15 protein-coding genes are annotated in these 14707 nt (G+C 76.4%); 10 read left to right on the forward strand and 5 right to left on the reverse strand.

Features of this window, described 5'->3' with window-relative positions; genetic code table 11:
* On the reverse strand, positions 1–580 hold a 580-nt coding region (locus tag FA014_RS12145; protein ID WP_154729939.1), incomplete at its 3' end, for a general stress protein.
* 172 nt (positions 581–752) lie between these two features.
* Here FA014_RS12145 and FA014_RS12150 point away from each other — a divergent pair.
* The 6 genes from FA014_RS12150 (at position 753) to galK (ending at position 6762) form a co-directional block, all read left to right on the forward strand.
* Positions 753–2084: a magnesium transporter MgtE N-terminal domain-containing protein gene (locus tag FA014_RS12150; RefSeq protein WP_154729940.1), complete on the forward strand. Its 1332-nt coding sequence runs from the start codon at positions 753–755 to the stop codon at positions 2082–2084.
* A complete protein-coding gene (locus FA014_RS12155) occupies positions 2077–2679 on the forward strand; it encodes a DUF1003 domain-containing protein (RefSeq protein ID WP_154729941.1) in 603 nt (200 codons plus the stop codon). The genes FA014_RS12150 and FA014_RS12155 overlap by 8 nt, the downstream gene beginning before the upstream one ends.
* 59 nt (positions 2680–2738) lie before the next feature.
* Positions 2739–3905 (forward strand): Mrp/NBP35 family ATP-binding protein, encoded by a 1167-nt coding sequence (locus tag FA014_RS12160; RefSeq protein ID WP_154729942.1) that lies wholly within the window; start codon positions 2739–2741, stop codon positions 3903–3905.
* Between the two features lie 118 nt (positions 3906–4023).
* A complete protein-coding gene (locus FA014_RS12165; protein ID WP_154729943.1) occupies positions 4024–4617 on the forward strand; it encodes a hypothetical protein in 594 nt (197 codons plus the stop codon).
* A gap of 67 nt (positions 4618–4684) precedes the next feature.
* Positions 4685–5500: a DeoR/GlpR family DNA-binding transcription regulator gene (locus tag FA014_RS12170; protein ID WP_154729944.1), complete on the forward strand. Its 816-nt coding sequence runs from the start codon at positions 4685–4687 to the stop codon at positions 5498–5500.
* Positions 5501–5508: 8 nt separating this feature from the next.
* Positions 5509–6762 (forward strand): galactokinase, encoded by a 1254-nt coding sequence (gene galK / locus FA014_RS12175; protein ID WP_154729945.1) that lies wholly within the window; start codon positions 5509–5511, stop codon positions 6760–6762.
* Between the two features lie 231 nt (positions 6763–6993).
* Here the strand turns inward: galK and FA014_RS12180 are convergent, their stop codons facing one another.
* Positions 6994–7614, reverse strand: coding sequence for a helix-turn-helix domain-containing protein (locus tag FA014_RS12180; protein WP_154729946.1), 621 nt, complete (start codon positions 7612–7614; stop codon positions 6994–6996).
* Positions 7615–7670: 56 nt separating this feature from the next.
* Between FA014_RS12180 and FA014_RS12185 the strand changes: the two genes are divergently transcribed.
* Positions 7671–8984: an MFS transporter gene (locus FA014_RS12185; protein ID WP_154729947.1), complete on the forward strand. Its 1314-nt coding sequence runs from the start codon at positions 7671–7673 to the stop codon at positions 8982–8984.
* A gap of 68 nt (positions 8985–9052) precedes the next feature.
* Entirely contained in the window at positions 9053–10267 is a 1215-nt protein-coding gene (locus FA014_RS12190; protein WP_154729948.1) for a hypothetical protein, read from the forward strand.
* A 15-nt stretch (positions 10268–10282) separates the two neighbouring features.
* Here FA014_RS12190 and FA014_RS12195 read toward each other — a convergent pair whose 3' ends face one another.
* Both FA014_RS12195 and FA014_RS12200 read right to left on the reverse strand, forming a co-directional pair.
* On the reverse strand, positions 10283–11095 hold the full coding sequence (locus tag FA014_RS12195) for an exodeoxyribonuclease III (protein ID WP_154729949.1): 813 nt from the start codon (positions 11093–11095) through the stop codon (positions 10283–10285).
* Positions 11096–11147: 52 nt separating this feature from the next.
* The gene (locus FA014_RS12200) at positions 11148–12398 is read right to left on the reverse strand and encodes a TetR/AcrR family transcriptional regulator (protein WP_154729950.1); all 1251 of its coding nucleotides are present in this window, start codon (positions 12396–12398) and stop codon (positions 11148–11150) included.
* 86 nt (positions 12399–12484) lie between these two features.
* Between FA014_RS12200 and FA014_RS12205 the strand changes: the two genes are divergently transcribed.
* Positions 12485–13399, forward strand: a complete 915-nt coding sequence (locus FA014_RS12205; protein WP_154729951.1) for an ATP-binding cassette domain-containing protein — start codon at positions 12485–12487, stop codon at positions 13397–13399.
* Positions 13396–14211 (forward strand): ABC transporter permease, encoded by an 816-nt coding sequence (locus FA014_RS12210; protein WP_230323107.1) that lies wholly within the window; start codon positions 13396–13398, stop codon positions 14209–14211. The genes FA014_RS12205 and FA014_RS12210 overlap by 4 nt, the downstream gene beginning before the upstream one ends.
* 53 nt (positions 14212–14264) lie before the next feature.
* Here the strand turns inward: FA014_RS12210 and FA014_RS12215 are convergent.
* The coding region (locus tag FA014_RS12215; protein WP_154729952.1) for a phosphotransferase at positions 14265–14707 on the reverse strand (443 nt) is incomplete at its 5' end.

The raw sequence follows: 14707 nt of genomic DNA on the forward strand, positions 1-14707 counted from the left end.
CGGCCGGCTGGCCGGGCGCCGCCTGCGGGTACGCCGCGGACGGGTCGGACGGGCGGGCGCCCATCGGGTGCGCCGGCGGCACGGGGGTGGCCGCGCCGACCCGCACGCCGCCGACCTCGCGCAGCATCTGCCGGGCGTCGTGCGCGCGCTCGGTGCGGCACAGCACGGCGTACTGCGCGGCGACGATCTGGCTCTGGGAGGTGAAGTCCCGCTTGCCGCGGCTGGTGGCGTAGACCAGCACCGCGAGCAGCAGGCCCGCCGCGCCGCCGAACAGCACGGCGGCGAGCAGGATGCCGGACGACCCGCCGGCCATGAGGAACAGCAGGCCGATGAACACGCCGAACCAGGCGCCGGACCCGAAGCCGCCCATCGCGACCCGGGCGTAGGTCAGGCGGCCGGTGACGCGCTCGACCATGCGCAGGTCGGTGCCGACGATCGTCACCATCTGCACCGGGAACTCGTGGTCGGAGAGGTGGTCGACGGCCTTCTGCGCCTCGAGGTACGTGCCGTAGGACGCGACCGTCTCGCCCTGGGGCAGGGTGGGCGTCTGGGGGATGCGGGCACCGCCGGTGAACGACATGCGTCCATCCTCGCCCCGCGGGGGGTCTCGACGCCAGGCGGCTCGGCCGGTACGCAGGGGTTTCATGGCGCGCGTCCAGCCTGCGCCCGGGGACGCGCCCGGCGCGCCGCCGACGACGGACCACCCGCGTCGCGGCGCGCTGCCCCGTGGCCCGGCGTCTACGCTGACCACCGTGAGCGGCACCGGGACCCGAGTCTTCGTCGCGCGCCTCGCCGGCACCAACGTCTTCGACCCCATCGGCGACCAGGTGGGACGGGTGCGCGACGTCGTCGTGCTGCTCCGCCCCAAGGGCGCACCGCGCGCCGTCGGCCTGGTCGTCGAGGTGCCCGGCAAGCGCCGCGTGTTCCTGCCGCTGACCCGGGTGACCGCCGTCGACGCCGGCCAGGTCATCTCGACGGGCCTGGTCAACATGCGGCGGTTCGAGCAGCGCCCGTTCGAGACGCTGGTGGTCGGCGAGCTGTTCGACCGCACCGTGCAGCTGGCCGACGGCTCGGGCCCGGCGACGGTCGAGGACGTGGCCATCGAGCGGCAGCGCAACGGCGACTGGCTGGTGTCGAAGGTGTTCGTCCGCAAGGACTCCGGCCGCGGGGGCCTGCTGCGCCGCCGCGGCGTGCCGGAGCTGCTCGACATCGACGAGATCGCCGGGCTCGCCCGCACGGCCGCCGACGCCCAGGGCGCCGCGCTGCTGCTCCAGCAGTACGACGAGCTCAAGCCCGCCGACCTGGCCGACGTGCTGCACGACATGGGGTCGACCCGGCGGATGGAGGTCGCGGCCGCCCTGGACGACGAGCGGCTGGCCGACGTCCTGGAGGAGCTGCCGGAGGACGACCAGGTCGCGATCCTGTCGCACCTCGAGCGCACCCGCGCCGCCGACGTGCTCGAGGCGATGCAGCCCGACGACGCCGCCGACCTGCTCGGCGAGCTCCCGGACGAGCAGCAGGCCGAGCTGCTCGCCCTCATGGAGCCCGAGGAGGCCCGGGACGTCCGCCGGCTGCTGGCGTACGAGGACAACACCGCGGGCGGCCTGATGACCACGGAGCCCGTGGTGCTCGGCCCCGAGACGCCGATCGCCGCGGCGCTGGCGCACGTGCGCCGCAAGGACCTGACGCCCGCCCTGGCGTCGATGGTGTTCGTGGTGCGCCCCCCGCTGGAGACGCCGACCGGCCGGTTCATCGGGGTCGTGCACCTGCAGCGCCTGCTGCGCGAGCCCCCGCACGAGGCCATCGGCGCCCTGGTCGACACCGACATCGACCCGGTGCCCGCCGACGCGCCGCTGCTCGCGGTCACCCGCCGGCTGGCGACCTACGACCTGCTCGCGATCCCCGTCGTCGACGACGAGCGCCGCCTGCTCGGCGCGGTCAGCGTCGACGACGTGCTCGACCACCTGCTGCCGGAGGACTGGCGCGAGACGGACGAGGAGGTGCAGCCCGTCCCGACGGGCGAGGTGCCCGCCGTGCGCGCCGCCCGCGGCGGCCCGACCCCGAGGGGAGGCCGCCGTGGCTGAGCGTCTCGACACCCCGAAGACCGCCCGCCGCACCCTCCTGCCGAAGCTTGAGGACGACGCGTTCGGCAAGGTCTCGGAGGGGATCGCCCGGTTCATGGGCACCCCGCGGTTCCTGCTCTGGCTGAGCCTGTTCTGCGCGGCGTGGCTGGTGTGGAACTCGTGGGGCCCGGAGGCGCTGCGGTTCGACAAGGCCGCGAACGGGTTCACCGCGCTCACGCTGATGCTGTCCCTGCAGGCGTCGTACTCCGCGCCGCTCATCCTGCTGGCGCAGAACCGGCAGACCGACCGCGACCGGGTGCAGGCGGAGCAGGACCGGCAGCGCGCGGAGCGGAACCTGGCGGACACCGAGTTCCTGGCCCGCGAGATGGCCGCGCTGCGCATCGCGCTGTCCGAGGTCGCCACCCGCGACTTCGTGCGGTCCGAGCTGCGCAACCTGCTCGAGGAGCTCGTGGAGGAGCGCGAGGCCGCCGAGGACGACGCCGCCGACACGTCGCGCGACCCGGCGGCGCGGGACCGGGTGGACCGCGGCCGGGCCGACCGGGCGCGGGACCGCCGCGCCGCCGCGGAGGAGCACGGGCGGACCCCGGCGGGCTGACGGCCGGCCGGGACCCCGGGCGCGGGGTGCGGTCCCCCACCGCGCCTACGATGGACGACATGTCGCCCGCCCTGGACACCCGCGATCCCGAGGCCGTCGCCGCCGCCGTGCGGGAGGCCCTCACCCGGGTGCTCGACCCGGAGATCCGCCGCCCGATCACGGACCTGGGGATGGTCCGGTCGGTCGACGTCGACACCACCCCGGCCGCGGGCGCGCTCGTCACGGTCGGCATCGACCTGACGACCGCGGGCTGCCCGCTGCGCGACACCATCACGAAGGACGTCACCGCGGCGGTGCGGACCGTCGAGGGCGTCGCCGACGTGCGGATGGCGCTCGGCGTGATGAGCCCGGAGCAGCGCGCCGCCCTGACCGAGCGGCTGCGCGGCGGTGCGGAGCCCGTCATCCCGTTCAGCAAGCCGACCTCGCTCACCAAGGTGTTCGCGGTGGCGTCCGGCAAGGGCGGCGTCGGCAAGTCCTCCGTGACGGCGAACCTGGCGGTGGCGATGGCCGCCGAGGGCCTGCGGGTCGGCGTCGTGGACGCGGACATCTACGGCTTCTCGATCCCGCGGATGCTCGGCGTGACCCAGCCGCCGACCCGGGTCGACGAGATGCTGCTCCCGCCGATCGCGCACGAGGTCAAGGTCATCTCGATCGGCATGTTCGTCCCGCCGGGCCAGCCGGTGGTGTGGCGGGGGCCGATGCTGCACCGCGCGCTCCAGCAGTTCCTCGCGGACGTGTTCTGGGGCGACCTCGACGTGCTGCTGCTCGACCTCCCGCCCGGGACCGGTGACATCGCCATCTCCGTCGCCCAGCTGCTGCCGGGCTCCGAGCTGGTCGTCGTGACGACGCCGCAGCTCGCCGCGGCCGAGGTCGCCGAGCGCGCCGGCTCCATCGCCACCCAGACCCGGCAGGGCGTGGTCGGCGTGGTCGAGAACATGGCCTGGCTCGAGCAGCCCGACGGGTCGCGGCTCGAGCTGTTCGGCTCCGGCGGCGGCACGCGGGTGGCCGAGGGGCTGTCCCGGTCGACCGGCACCACCGTGCCGGTGCTGGGCCAGGTGCCGCTGGACATCCGGCTGCGCGAGGCCGGCGACGGCGGCACGCCCGTGGTGCTCACCGACCCGGACTCCCCCGCCGCCGTCGCGCTGCGCGGGGTGGCGGCCGCGCTGACCGCCCGCTCGCGCGGCCTCGCGGGCAAGTCGCTCGGTCTCACGCCCGTCGGGCGCTGACGACCCCGGGCGGACCCGCGCCCCGCCGCCGCGCGCCCGGGGACGGACCCCGGTCGCCCTCCACGCCGGTGTCAATCGTGCATTGACACGACGCCGGGCGTCAGGCCAGAGTTGACACATGGCGGACACGGAGCGCACCACCACCTTGCGGGACCACCTGGCCCGGGCGATCGAGGCGACCGACCCGACGCTGACCGAGCGCCTGACCCAGGACGCCCAGGCCCACCTCGAGCTCGTCGCCCTGTCCCGGGCGGCGCGCGCGGAGACGGAGGTGCTGCTCGCGGCCGCCGTCGGGTCCGCCCGCGGCGCCGGCTGCACGTGGGAGCAGGTCGGGGCCGTCCTCGGGATGACCCGGCAGGCCGCACAGCAGCGCTACGGCCGGGGCACCCGCTCCGACGCGCCCGGGACCGCCGAGGAGACCGGGCAGGCGGAGCGCCGCGAGATCCGACCGCTGACGGCGTTCAACGAGATGGCCGTGCTCGCCCGGGCGGGCCGGCACGGCTGGCACAGCGTCGGCTACGGCCCGCTGTTCCACGTGCTCGAGCGGGACGACCAGCAGTGGGAGCACGACCGCACCGCCGGCCGCGCGCCGCGGGGCGACGGCTGGCAGCCCGTCGGCGGCGGCTGGGCCTGGTGGACCTACTGGGCGCGCCCGACCGGTGAGCCCGTCGTCGCGCACGACCCGTCGGACGCGGAGCTGCTGCACGGCTGATCCCGGCCGCCCGCCGCCCCCGGCTCCGCGTGTTGGTTCCTGTGCGGTCCTGGTGGATACTGTCGCGGTGCTCGCCAGCCAGCGTCAGGACCGCATCCTCGCCGAGGTGCGCGCCCACGGCGCCGTCCGGGTCGCCGACCTGGTGGAGCAGCTCGACGTCTCCGAGATGACGGTCCGCCGCGACATCACCGAGCTCGACCGCGCCGGCCTCGTGCGCCGGGTGCACGGCGGCGCGGTGGCCGCGGACGGCGGGCTCGGCCGCCCGACCGACGAGCCCGGGTTCGCCGAGAAGAGCACCTGGGCGACGGCGGAGAAGCGGGACATCGCGGCCCTGGCGGCCGCGACCCTCGAGCCCGGCCAGGCCGTCGCGCTCTCGGCCGGCTCGACCGTGCACCTGCTGGCGCAGCGGATCGCCGCCGACCCCGCGCTGCGACCGCTCACCGTGGTCACGAACTCCCTGCCCGTCGCCCGGACGCTGCACGACGCCGCCGCGGGCGCCGGGGGCGCGGGGCTGGACGTGATCCTCACCGGCGGCAGCCGGACGCCCTCCGACGCCCTGGTCGGACCGGTCGCGGACACGGCGCTCGCGACGCTGCGCGTCGACCGGCTGTTCCTCGGCGTGCACGGGCTCGACGAGTCCGGTCTGATGACACCGAACCTCGCCGAGGCCGCCACGGACCGCGCGCTGCTGCGCTGCGCCGCCGCCGTGACGGTGCTCGCGGACCACACGAAGTGGGGCGTGGTGGGGCTCGCCCGCATCGCGCCCCTGGAGGAGGTGGACGTCGTCGTCACGGACGCCGGCCTCCCCGAGCCCGCCCGGGCGGTGCTGGCCGACGCCGGCTGCACCCTGCTCACCCCGACCGACCACCAGCCCGAGGAGTGATGACCCCCATGGAGCAGCAGCACGAGACCACCCCGGTCTGGGTCGGGGCCTGGGAGCCCGCCGCCGGGGCCGAGCGCGTGCGCGCGCTGTTCGCCGAGCGGTTCGGCGCCGAGCCGGACGGCACCTGGTCCGCACCGGGCCGGGTCAACCTCATCGGGGAGCACACCGACTACAACGGCGGCCTCTGCCTGCCGTTCGCGCTCCCGCACCGGACCTACGTCGCCGTCCGCCGCACCGACGGCGACACCGTGCGGCTGGTGTCGGCGCAGGAGAGCGCCGGCGTCCGCGAGGTCGCGCTGCCCGAGGTCGCCCCCGGCACCGTGGACGGCTGGCCGGCGTACGTCGTCGGCGTCGCCTGGGCGCTGCGGGAGGCCGGGCACCCGGTGGGCGGCTTCGACATCGCGGTCGACTCGTGCGTGCCCTACGGCGCGGGCCTGTCCTCGTCCGCGGCGCTGGAGTGCGCCGCCGCCGTCGCGCTCGACGCGCTGTTCGGGCGGGGGCTCGCCGGCTCCGCGGACCAGCCCGACGACGCCGGGCGCGCCGCGCTCGCCGACGCCTGCATCCGCGCCGAGAACGAGATCGCCGGCGCGAGCACCGGCGGCATGGACCAGGCGGTGTCGCTGCGCGCCCGCGCCGGCCACGCCCTGCTGCTCGACTGCCGCGACGGGTCCACCCGGCACGTGCCGTTCGACCTGTCGGCCCACGGCCTCGCGCTGCTCGTGATCGACACCAAGGCGGAGCACGCGCTGGTCGACGGCCAGTACGCCGCCCGCCGCGCCGCGTGCGAGGAGGCGGCCTCCCGCCTGGGCATCGCGACCCTGCGCGAGATCGACCTCGACGGGCTCGGCGACGCGCTCGCCGCGCTGGCGCACGGCACCGGGCCGGTCGGCGAGGGCCGCGACGAGGTGGAGGTGCTGGTCCGGCACGTCGTCACCGAGATCGCCCGGGTCGAGGAGTTCGTCGGCCTGCTCGACGACGGCCGGGTCGAGGAGGTCGGCGCCGCGATGGACGCGTCGCACGCCTCGCTGCGCGACGACTACGAGGTGTCCTGCCGCGAGCTCGACGTCGCGGTGGAGGCGGCCCGGGAGGCCGGCGCCCTCGGCGCCCGGATGACCGGCGGCGGCTTCGGCGGCTCCGCGATCGCCCTGGTCCGGGCCGACGAGGTCGACGCCGTGGCGGCGGGCGTCGCGGCGGCGTTCGCGGCCGAGGGGCTGCACGCCCCGGCGTTCCTGACCGCCACCGCGAGCGCCCCGGCGGCCTGACCCGCGCGGCGCGCTGCGCGGGGCCCGCGCTGCGCGCTGCGCCGGCACCCCCGCCGTCTCCGCCGCTGAGGTTGCACAACCTGCGGGGTTCGGAAGCCCGGAACCCCGCACGTACTGCAGGTTCGGTGGTGTTCGGCGCGGAAGTGGGCGCGATGGCGGGGCGCGGAAGTGGGCGCGATGGCGGGGCGCGGAAGTGGGCGCGGCGGCGGGGCGCGGAAGGGGCGCGCGTGGTCAGGGGCGCGCGGGGGGAGGCCCGGCGTCGGGGCGCGGGAGGCGGCCCGCGTCCTCGTGCAGGGCGAACAGCACCGAGTAGGGCCGGCCGCCGGGGGTCGGGCGGCGCTCCGCCAGCTCCGTGAAGAACGCGTCCACCCGGGACATCAGCTCGTCGTGCTCGTCCGGGCTGAGCCGCACGCCAAGCCGGGTCATCCGCACCGACTCGGGGTCGGCCTCCGCGACCTCCTCCACGAACGTGGACAGCATGAGCTGCCACTTGCCGGGGAAGTCGGGTGCGCGCCAGGACTTGCGGGTGGCCCGGTACGGCACCTCGCGGGAGCCGCGCGCACCGCGGCGCACGGGGTCGGCGGCGAGGAAGCCCCGGTCGACCAGGGTGCGGACGTGGTGGAGCACCGTCGCGGGGTTCTTGCCCAGGCGGTCGGCGATCTCCCGGTTGGTCAGCGCGTCGTCGAGGCACATCCGCAGGATGCGCAGCCGCAGCGAGGACGCGAGGGCACGGGCGTCGGCATCGAGCTCCGCGGGGTCGGCCCCCGCGCCCGGACCGCCCGGACCGCCCGCGCCGTCCGGCGCCGGCGGGGCCCACTGCGGGTCCGGGTCGTGCTGCGGGGTCGGTGCCATGCGTCGATCCTAACCACTGATTGACTTTTCCCAATCAGTGGCGCCACCCTGGGGGCATGTCGACCCCCACGCCCGCCGGCCCGCCGCTCGGCACCGCCGGCCCCGCGGAGCCGGACCCGCCCGGAAAGCGCCGCTCGCTGGTCCGGCACGCGGACTTCCGCCGGCTCTGGGTGGGCGACGCGTTCGGGCAGCTCGGCTTCCAGCTGACGAGCATCGCCCTGCCCGTGCTGGCCGTGCGCGACCTCGACGCCACCGAGTGGCAGATGGGCCTGCTCACCGCCGCCGAGACCGCCGCGTTCCTCGTCATCGGCCTGCCCACCGGCGCCTGGGTCGACCGGATGCGCAAGCGCCGGGTCCTCGTGACGGCCGACCTGGTCCGCGCCGCGACGCTGGCGGCGGTCGTCGCGCTGGCCCTCACCGGGCACGCCTCCATGGCCGTGCTGTACGCGGGCGCGCTGGTGATGAGCGTCGCGACGGTGTTCTTCGACGTCGCGCACCAGTCGTACGTGCCCGGGCTGGTCGGGCTCGCGCACATCGGCGAGGGCAACGCCAAGCTCCAGGCGACCCAGTCGGTCGCGGGCGTCGCCGGTCCCGCGCTCGGCGGTGCGCTGCTCCGGGTGGTGGTCGCGCCCGTGCTGCTCGCGGTCAACGTGGTGACCTACCTCGTGTCGGCCTTGGCGCTGTCCCGGATCCGGAAGGTCGAGGAGCTGCCCCCGCGGGAGGACCGGCGCCCGCTCAAGGACGAGATCGCCGAGGGCCTCGGCTTCGTCCTGCGGCAGCCGCTGCTCCGCCGGATCGTGGCGTGCACCGCCATCGGCAATCTGTTCACCGCGGCCGCCGGGGCCGTGACGGTGATCTTCGTGCTCCGCACGCTCGGCCTCGACGAGGCCGCCTACGGCACGGTGCTCTCGGCGTCGGCGGTCGGCGGGCTCCTCGGCGCGGTGGCGTCCGACCGGCTGGTGCGCTGGTTCGGCGAGGGCCGGGTGATCCCGCTGTCCGCCCTCGCCTTCGCGCCGGGCGCCGCGCTCACGCCGCTCGCCGCCGTACTGCCGTTCCCGCCCCAGGCCACGCTGATCGCCGGCGGCGCGCTGTTCTTCTTCGCCGTCGTGGTCTACAACGTCGCCCAGGTGAGCTTCCGGCAGCGGGTGTGCCCGCCGCCGCTGCTCGGCCGGATGAACGCGTCGGTGCGGTTCATCGTGTGGGGCACGACGCCGATCGGCGGGCTGCTCGGCGGCTGGCTCGGGCACACCTACGGTGCGACGCCCACGCTGTGGGTGGCCGCCGCCGGCTCGGTGCTCGCGGCGCTGCCGGTGCTGCTGTCGCCGCTGCTGCGGATGCGCGAGCTGCCGGGGGCGCCCGCGCCGGTGTGACGCGTTCCCGCACGTCAGGGACCCGCCCGGTTTGAGTTGGTTCGGGCACGTTGGGCAGAGTGGACCCCGTGATCCGCCTGCTGCTGTCCGCCGTCATCGGGTTCTTCGTCGCCTCGGTCGTCCTCCGGGCCACCGGCCTGGACGACGGGTGGGAGTGGGCGTTCGGCGTCTCGCTGGGGATCATGATCCCGCTGATGGTGCTCACGTCGATCGGCCGGTCGTTCGCCGGCTCACGGCACGCCCGGCCCCAGGACGTCGAGGCGGCGCTCCGCGAGAACCGCGTCAGCCTGGCCAAGGTCCTGGAGACCCGCGCGACCGGGACCTCGATCAACGACCAGCCGCTGTGCGAGATCCGGCTCGTCGTCGCGTCCCGCACCCGCCCCGCGTACACGACGACCACGCGGACCGTCGTCAACCTCGGACGGCTGCCCGGCCTCCAGCGCGGCGCCGTCGTGGTGGTCGCGCAGCTCGATGCCGAGCGGCCCGACGTCGCGCTGCTGGACCCGCCGCCGGCGGGCTGGCAGGAGATCGCGGACCGGGACACGCACGTCCGCACACTCCCCGAGGCGCCGGTCTGGGAGGCGCCGCCGGCGCCCGGCCGGGACCGCCGCGGGCTGCTCCGGATCCCCGCGGTGCTCTTCCTCGTCTTCGCGGTGATCGGGTTCGGCGCCCGCGTGTGGCCGGTCCGGGACGAGGCGCTCGACCTGGTGCAGGGCACGCCCCTGGAGGAGGTCCGCGCCGAGGCCCAGCAGGTCGCCGAGACCGAGGCGCCCGAGGTGTACGACGTCTTCTCGGCCGCCGAGACCCAGCGGGTGGTCGACGACCTGGTGGCGGTCGCCGGCGGCACCCAGTTCACCGAGCTCGTGATGTACCGGGAGTACGTCGTCTCGGAGGCCCCCACGACGCCGGGCGCGCCGACCACGGACCAGTACAACTGGCGCGACGGGGAGGCGACCCGCGAAGGGGCCGCGACCATCCAGCCCGACCCCGGGGCGCTCCCGGACCAGCTGTTCGACGTCACGACGGTCGACTGGTCGCTGGTCGAGCCGCTCGTGGCGCAGCTGCCGGCGCTCACCGGCATCGCCGACCCGCACGGGGCGATGGTGCTCGTCCGGCGGGCGACCGACGTGAACGTGACCACCCCGGTGGAGTTCCACCTGTCCCTCAGCGACGACTACTACGACGCGTACCTCACCGCCGACGCCACCGGGCAGGTCGTCTCGATGCACGGGGGACACCCGGAGTCCCCCTCGGCGGCCTGGGAGGCGGCGCACGGCGGGTGACCGCCGCCGGACGCCTCAGACGTCGTACGTGACGACCACCGGGGCGTGGTCGCTGAACCGCGCGTCGTAGGTCGCGGCGCGGTCGATCTCCACGCTCCTGGCGCGGTCGGCGAGCGACGGGGTCGCCAGCTGGTAGTCGATCCGCCAGCCGGAGTCGTTGTCGAACGCCTGCCCCCGCCAGGACCACCAGGTGTACGGGCCGGGACCCTCGCCGCCGTGCTCGCGCCCGAGGTCGCGCCAGCCCTGCTCGTCGAACCAGGTGTCGAGGTACGCGCGCTCCTCGGGCAGGAAGCCGGCCGCCTTGCGGTTGCCCCGCCAGTTCTTGATGTCGACCTCGCGGTGGGCGATGTTGAGGTCTCCCGCCACCACGACGTCCGCCCCCTCCCCCGCGAGCTCGGCGAGCCGCTTGGTCATGACGTCGAGGAACGCGTACTTCTCGTCCATCTTCGGGGTGCCCGCCTGGCCGGAGTGCACGTAGGCGGACACGACCGTGAGCAGCCGCTGCTCCGCGCCGTCGGTCGCGGGCAGCTCGAGGTCCGCCTCGACCCACCGGCCGCTGTCGGTCGGCACGCCGGTCCCGATGCCGATCCGCACCGCGCGCATCGGCAGCCGGGAGGCGATCGCGACGCCCGCCCGGCCCTTCGTCTCGCTGGCCTCGTGCGCCAGGTGCCAGTCCCCGGCGGAGAGGTGGTCGGCCAGGATCTCGTCCGAGGCGCGCACCTCCTGCAGGAGCAGGACGTCCGGGCGCCGGGCCTCGATCCAGTCGGCCATGCCCCGCTTGAAGGCGGCCCGGATCCCGTTCACGTTCGCAGTCGCTACCGTCAGCACGCGGACCATCCAACCCCATGCCACCGACACGCACGGACGGCCCCGCCCGCGCTCACGTCCCGCCCGGCGCCCGCCCGGCCGCCCGCGCCTCGGCGCGGGCCACCACCGCCGCCACGCCGTCGAGCATCAGCCGCAGCCCCCAGTCCGGCCGCCCCTCGTCGTCCTCGGCCTCGGCGTCGTCGAACGCCCCGGCGGCCAGCGCCTGCGCGAGCACCGGGTGCTCGTCGGGGTCCGTCACCGCGCGCAGCAGCGACGCGTAGTCCAGCAGGGCCGGGTGCCCCGCCGTCGCCCCGCCGGCCGGGGGCTCCTCTCCGCCCGCGGCGGCGCCCGCCTCGGCGGCCCGCGCCGCCTGCGCCTCGGCCGCCACCACCTGGCCCTCGGCGAGCACGTGCAGGGACAGCCGCCCGACGACCGCCGTCTTCTCCGGCCAGCTCAGCGGGGTGCCGTCGAGGGCCCGCAGCCCGCGCTCCAGGAACGCCACCCGTGCGGGGCCCGGCAGCGCGGCGGCGGCCGGGGTCTGCACGGCCCACGGGTGCCGGCGCGCCAGGTCGAGCTGGTCGGCGCACCACCGCTCGAGCGCGGTCCGCCACGCGGGTGCCCCGCCGGGGTCCGCGGCGTCCGGCACCGCCTCCGCGCCCGCCACCGCCTCCGCCAGCGCGGCGTCCAGCATCACCGCGAGCAGGTCGTCCTTGCTCGACACGTACCGGTACAGCGCCATCGTCGTGACGCCGAGCCGCTCGGCCACCCGGGCCATCGACACCGCCCCGAGCCCGTCCGCGTCCGCGAGCGCGACCGCCGCCTCCGCGATGCCGGCGAGCGTCAGCCCCGGTCGCGGCCCCCGGCGCCCGACCGGCGCGGGCCGCCACAGCACGGCGAGACCCGGCGGCAGGTCCGGCCCGGCCTCCTCGTCGCCCGGCTCGCGCGCCGCGAGCGCCCGCAGCCGCGCCCGCTCGACCTGCCGGGCGGCGCGCTGCGCGGCGAGCCGGGCGTCCAGCGCCGCCTTCTGCGCCTCGCGCTCGGCCCGGTCGGCGTCGCGCTCGACCTCGCGGACCGCCCGCTCCTGCTCGGCGCGCAGCCGCTCGGCCTCCTTCTCCGCGGCGCGCGCGGCGCGGTCGCGGTCCCGCTGCGCCTTCTCGGCGTCCCGGCGGGCGCGCTCCCGGTCCTTCTCCGCGCGGGCGGCCTCCTTCTGCGCGGCGCGCTCGGCCTTCTCGCGGTCGCGGCGCAGCGCCTCGGCGTGCTTGCGCGCGTCGGCGTCGGGGGCGGGTGCGTCCGGGTCGTCCGGACGCTCGTCGTCGGGCTGCATCGGGCTCCTTGACCGTGGGCGGATCAACTGTGTACAACATACACACCGCACTATCCGTGTACGACGTAGACAGAAAGGAGCCGGCGATGGACGCTCCGATGATCGAGACCCGGGCACTCCGCAAGGCCTACGGGTCGACCACCGTGCTGACCGGCGTCGACCTCGCGGTCGGCAGGGGCCAGGTGCTGGGCCTGCTCGGGCCGAACGGCGCGGGCAAGACCACCACCGTCGAGGTCCTCAGCACGCTGCTGCGCCCCGACGGCGGCACCGCGACCGTCGCCGGGCACGACGTCGTCCGCGCACCCGACCGGGTCCGCGAGGCGATCAGCCTCACCGGCCAGTACGCGGCCGTCGACGAGCTGCTCACCGGCCGGGAGAACCTGCGGCTGATGGCCCGGCTCGCCCACCTGCCCCGCGCCGCCGGGCGGTCCCGCGGCGACGAGCTGCTCGAGCTGTTCGACCTGGTGGACGCGGCCGACCGGCTCGTCCGCACCTACTCCGGCGGGATGCGCCGCCGCCTCGACCTCGCGGTCGGGCTGCTGACCCGGCCGGCCGTGCTGTTCCTCGACGAGCCGACCACCGGGCTCGACCCCCGCAGCCGCTCCGACCTGTGGACCGTCATCCGCGAGGTCGTCGCCGGCGGCGCCACGGTGCTGCTCACCACGCAGTACCTGGACGAGGCCGACGCGCTCGCCGACCGGGTCGCCGTGCTCGACCACGGCCGGGTCATCGCCGAGGGCACGGCGACCGAGCTCAAGCGGGAGGTCGGCGCCGCGCACGTCGAGCTCCGGCTGCCCGACGGCCGTGCCGAGCGGATCGCGACCGACGCGTCCGTCGCGGACGTGCGCCGGATCCTCGCCGACGTCGAGGCGCGCCAGCTGCCCGTGGAGTCCTGGCGGGTCGCCACCCCGACGCTGGACGACGTGTTCCTCACGCTCACCGGCCGCCCGACCGCCGGCGCGGCCGCCGACGCCCGCGTGCTGGTCGGGGAGGCGTCGTGACCGCCACCGCGACCGCCGTCGCGCGCGCGGGCACCACGGCCCGCCCACCCGCCGGCGGCTGGGCGGTCCAGGACGGCGCGGCGATGATCGGGCGCAGCCTGCGCCGGTCGCTGCGCACGCCCGACACGCTCATCATGGGCATCGCCCTGCCGGTGATCCTCATGCTGCTGTTCGTCTACGTGTTCGGCGGCGCCATCCGGACCGACCAGGCCGCGTACGTCGACTACGTCGTGCCGGGCATCATCCTGCTCTGCGCGGGCTACGGGGCCGCCACCACCGCCGTCTCCGTCGCGTCCGACATGACCGGCGGGCTGATGAACCGGTTCCGCACCCTGCCGGTGCGGCCCGTCGCCGCGCTGACCGGGCACGTCGTCGAGTCCGTCGTCCGCAACGCCGTGTCGACCACCCTGGTCGTGGGCGTCGCCTACCTGACCGGGTTCCGGCCGACCGCCGGGGCGGGCGAGTGGCTGCTCACCGGCGGGCTCGTGCTGCTCTACGTGCTCGCGCTGACCTGGACGGCCGTGTGCATCGGCATGGTCTCCTCGGGACCGGAGGCCGCCAACGGGTTCACGTTCGCGATCATGTTCCTGCCCTACGTGTCGAGCGCGTTCGTGCCGCCCGCGTCGATGCCGCGGGTGCTCGAGGTGGTCGCCACGTACCAGCCCGTCACGCCGGTGACCGACACGGTGCGCGCGTGGCTGGTCGGCGCGCCGGGCGGTCAGCCGCTCGTGGCGCTGGCGTGGTGCGCGGGCCTGCTCGTGGTCGCGCGCCTGACCGCGGCCTGGCTGTTCCGGCGCCGCGCGACCCGCTGAGGGGCGTGCGACCCCCGGGGACCGTCGGCGCACGTCGCCGGCGGTCCCCGCCGTCAGAGCGGGACCCCGAGCCGGGCCGCCAGGCGCTCCGTGTCCGCGCGGTGCCGCGCGCCGCCGTCCGGGTACTCCAGGCACCACAGCAGCTGCTGGACCGCCGCCCGGTCGTCCGCGTCCGCGGGCGACCCCGGCATCGAGTCCCACAGGGCGGCCCGGGCCCCGTCCGCGTCGGCCGGCCCGGCCCACGCGCTGTCCCAGTCGAGCACCGCCGCGAGCGCCCAGCCCGGCCCCGCGGGCCGCACGAGCACGTTCGCGTGGTGCAGGTCGCCGTGCACGAGCACCGCCCCCGGGGATCCGTCGAAGAGCGGCCCGTACCGGTCGAGCGCGCGCTCGGCCGCCCCGAGCCGCCACCCGGCGGGGACCCGGGCGCGGGTCCGCGCGAGCAGCGCGTCCCGCTCCGTCGCCGGCGGGCCGCCGAGGTCGCCGAAGCCGGGCTGCG

It is taken from the genome of Cellulomonas hominis (genome assembly GCF_005239125.1).
In the GTDB taxonomy this organism is placed as follows: domain Bacteria; phylum Actinomycetota; class Actinomycetes; order Actinomycetales; family Cellulomonadaceae; genus Cellulomonas; species Cellulomonas hominis_A.

Bases quoted from the DNA above. Each gene is read 5' to 3' on its own strand.
- FA014_RS12205 (WP_154729951.1), top strand. From the start codon at position 12,485: ATGGACGCTCCGATGATCGAGACCCGGGCACTCCGCAAGGCCTACGGG.
- FA014_RS12165 (WP_154729943.1), top strand. From the start codon at position 4,024: ATGGCGGACACGGAGCGCACCACCACCTTGCGGGACCACCTGGCCCGG.
- FA014_RS12200 (WP_154729950.1), bottom strand. From the start codon at position 12,398: ATGCAGCCCGACGACGAGCGTCCGGACGACCCGGACGCACCCGCCCCC.
- galK (WP_154729945.1), top strand. From the start codon at position 5,509: ATGGAGCAGCAGCACGAGACCACCCCGGTCTGGGTCGGGGCCTGGGAG.
- FA014_RS12180 (WP_154729946.1), bottom strand. From the start codon at position 7,614: ATGGCACCGACCCCGCAGCACGACCCGGACCCGCAGTGGGCCCCGCCG.
- FA014_RS12160 (WP_154729942.1), top strand. From the start codon at position 2,739: ATGTCGCCCGCCCTGGACACCCGCGATCCCGAGGCCGTCGCCGCCGCC.
- FA014_RS12185 (WP_154729947.1), top strand. From the start codon at position 7,671: ATGTCGACCCCCACGCCCGCCGGCCCGCCGCTCGGCACCGCCGGCCCC.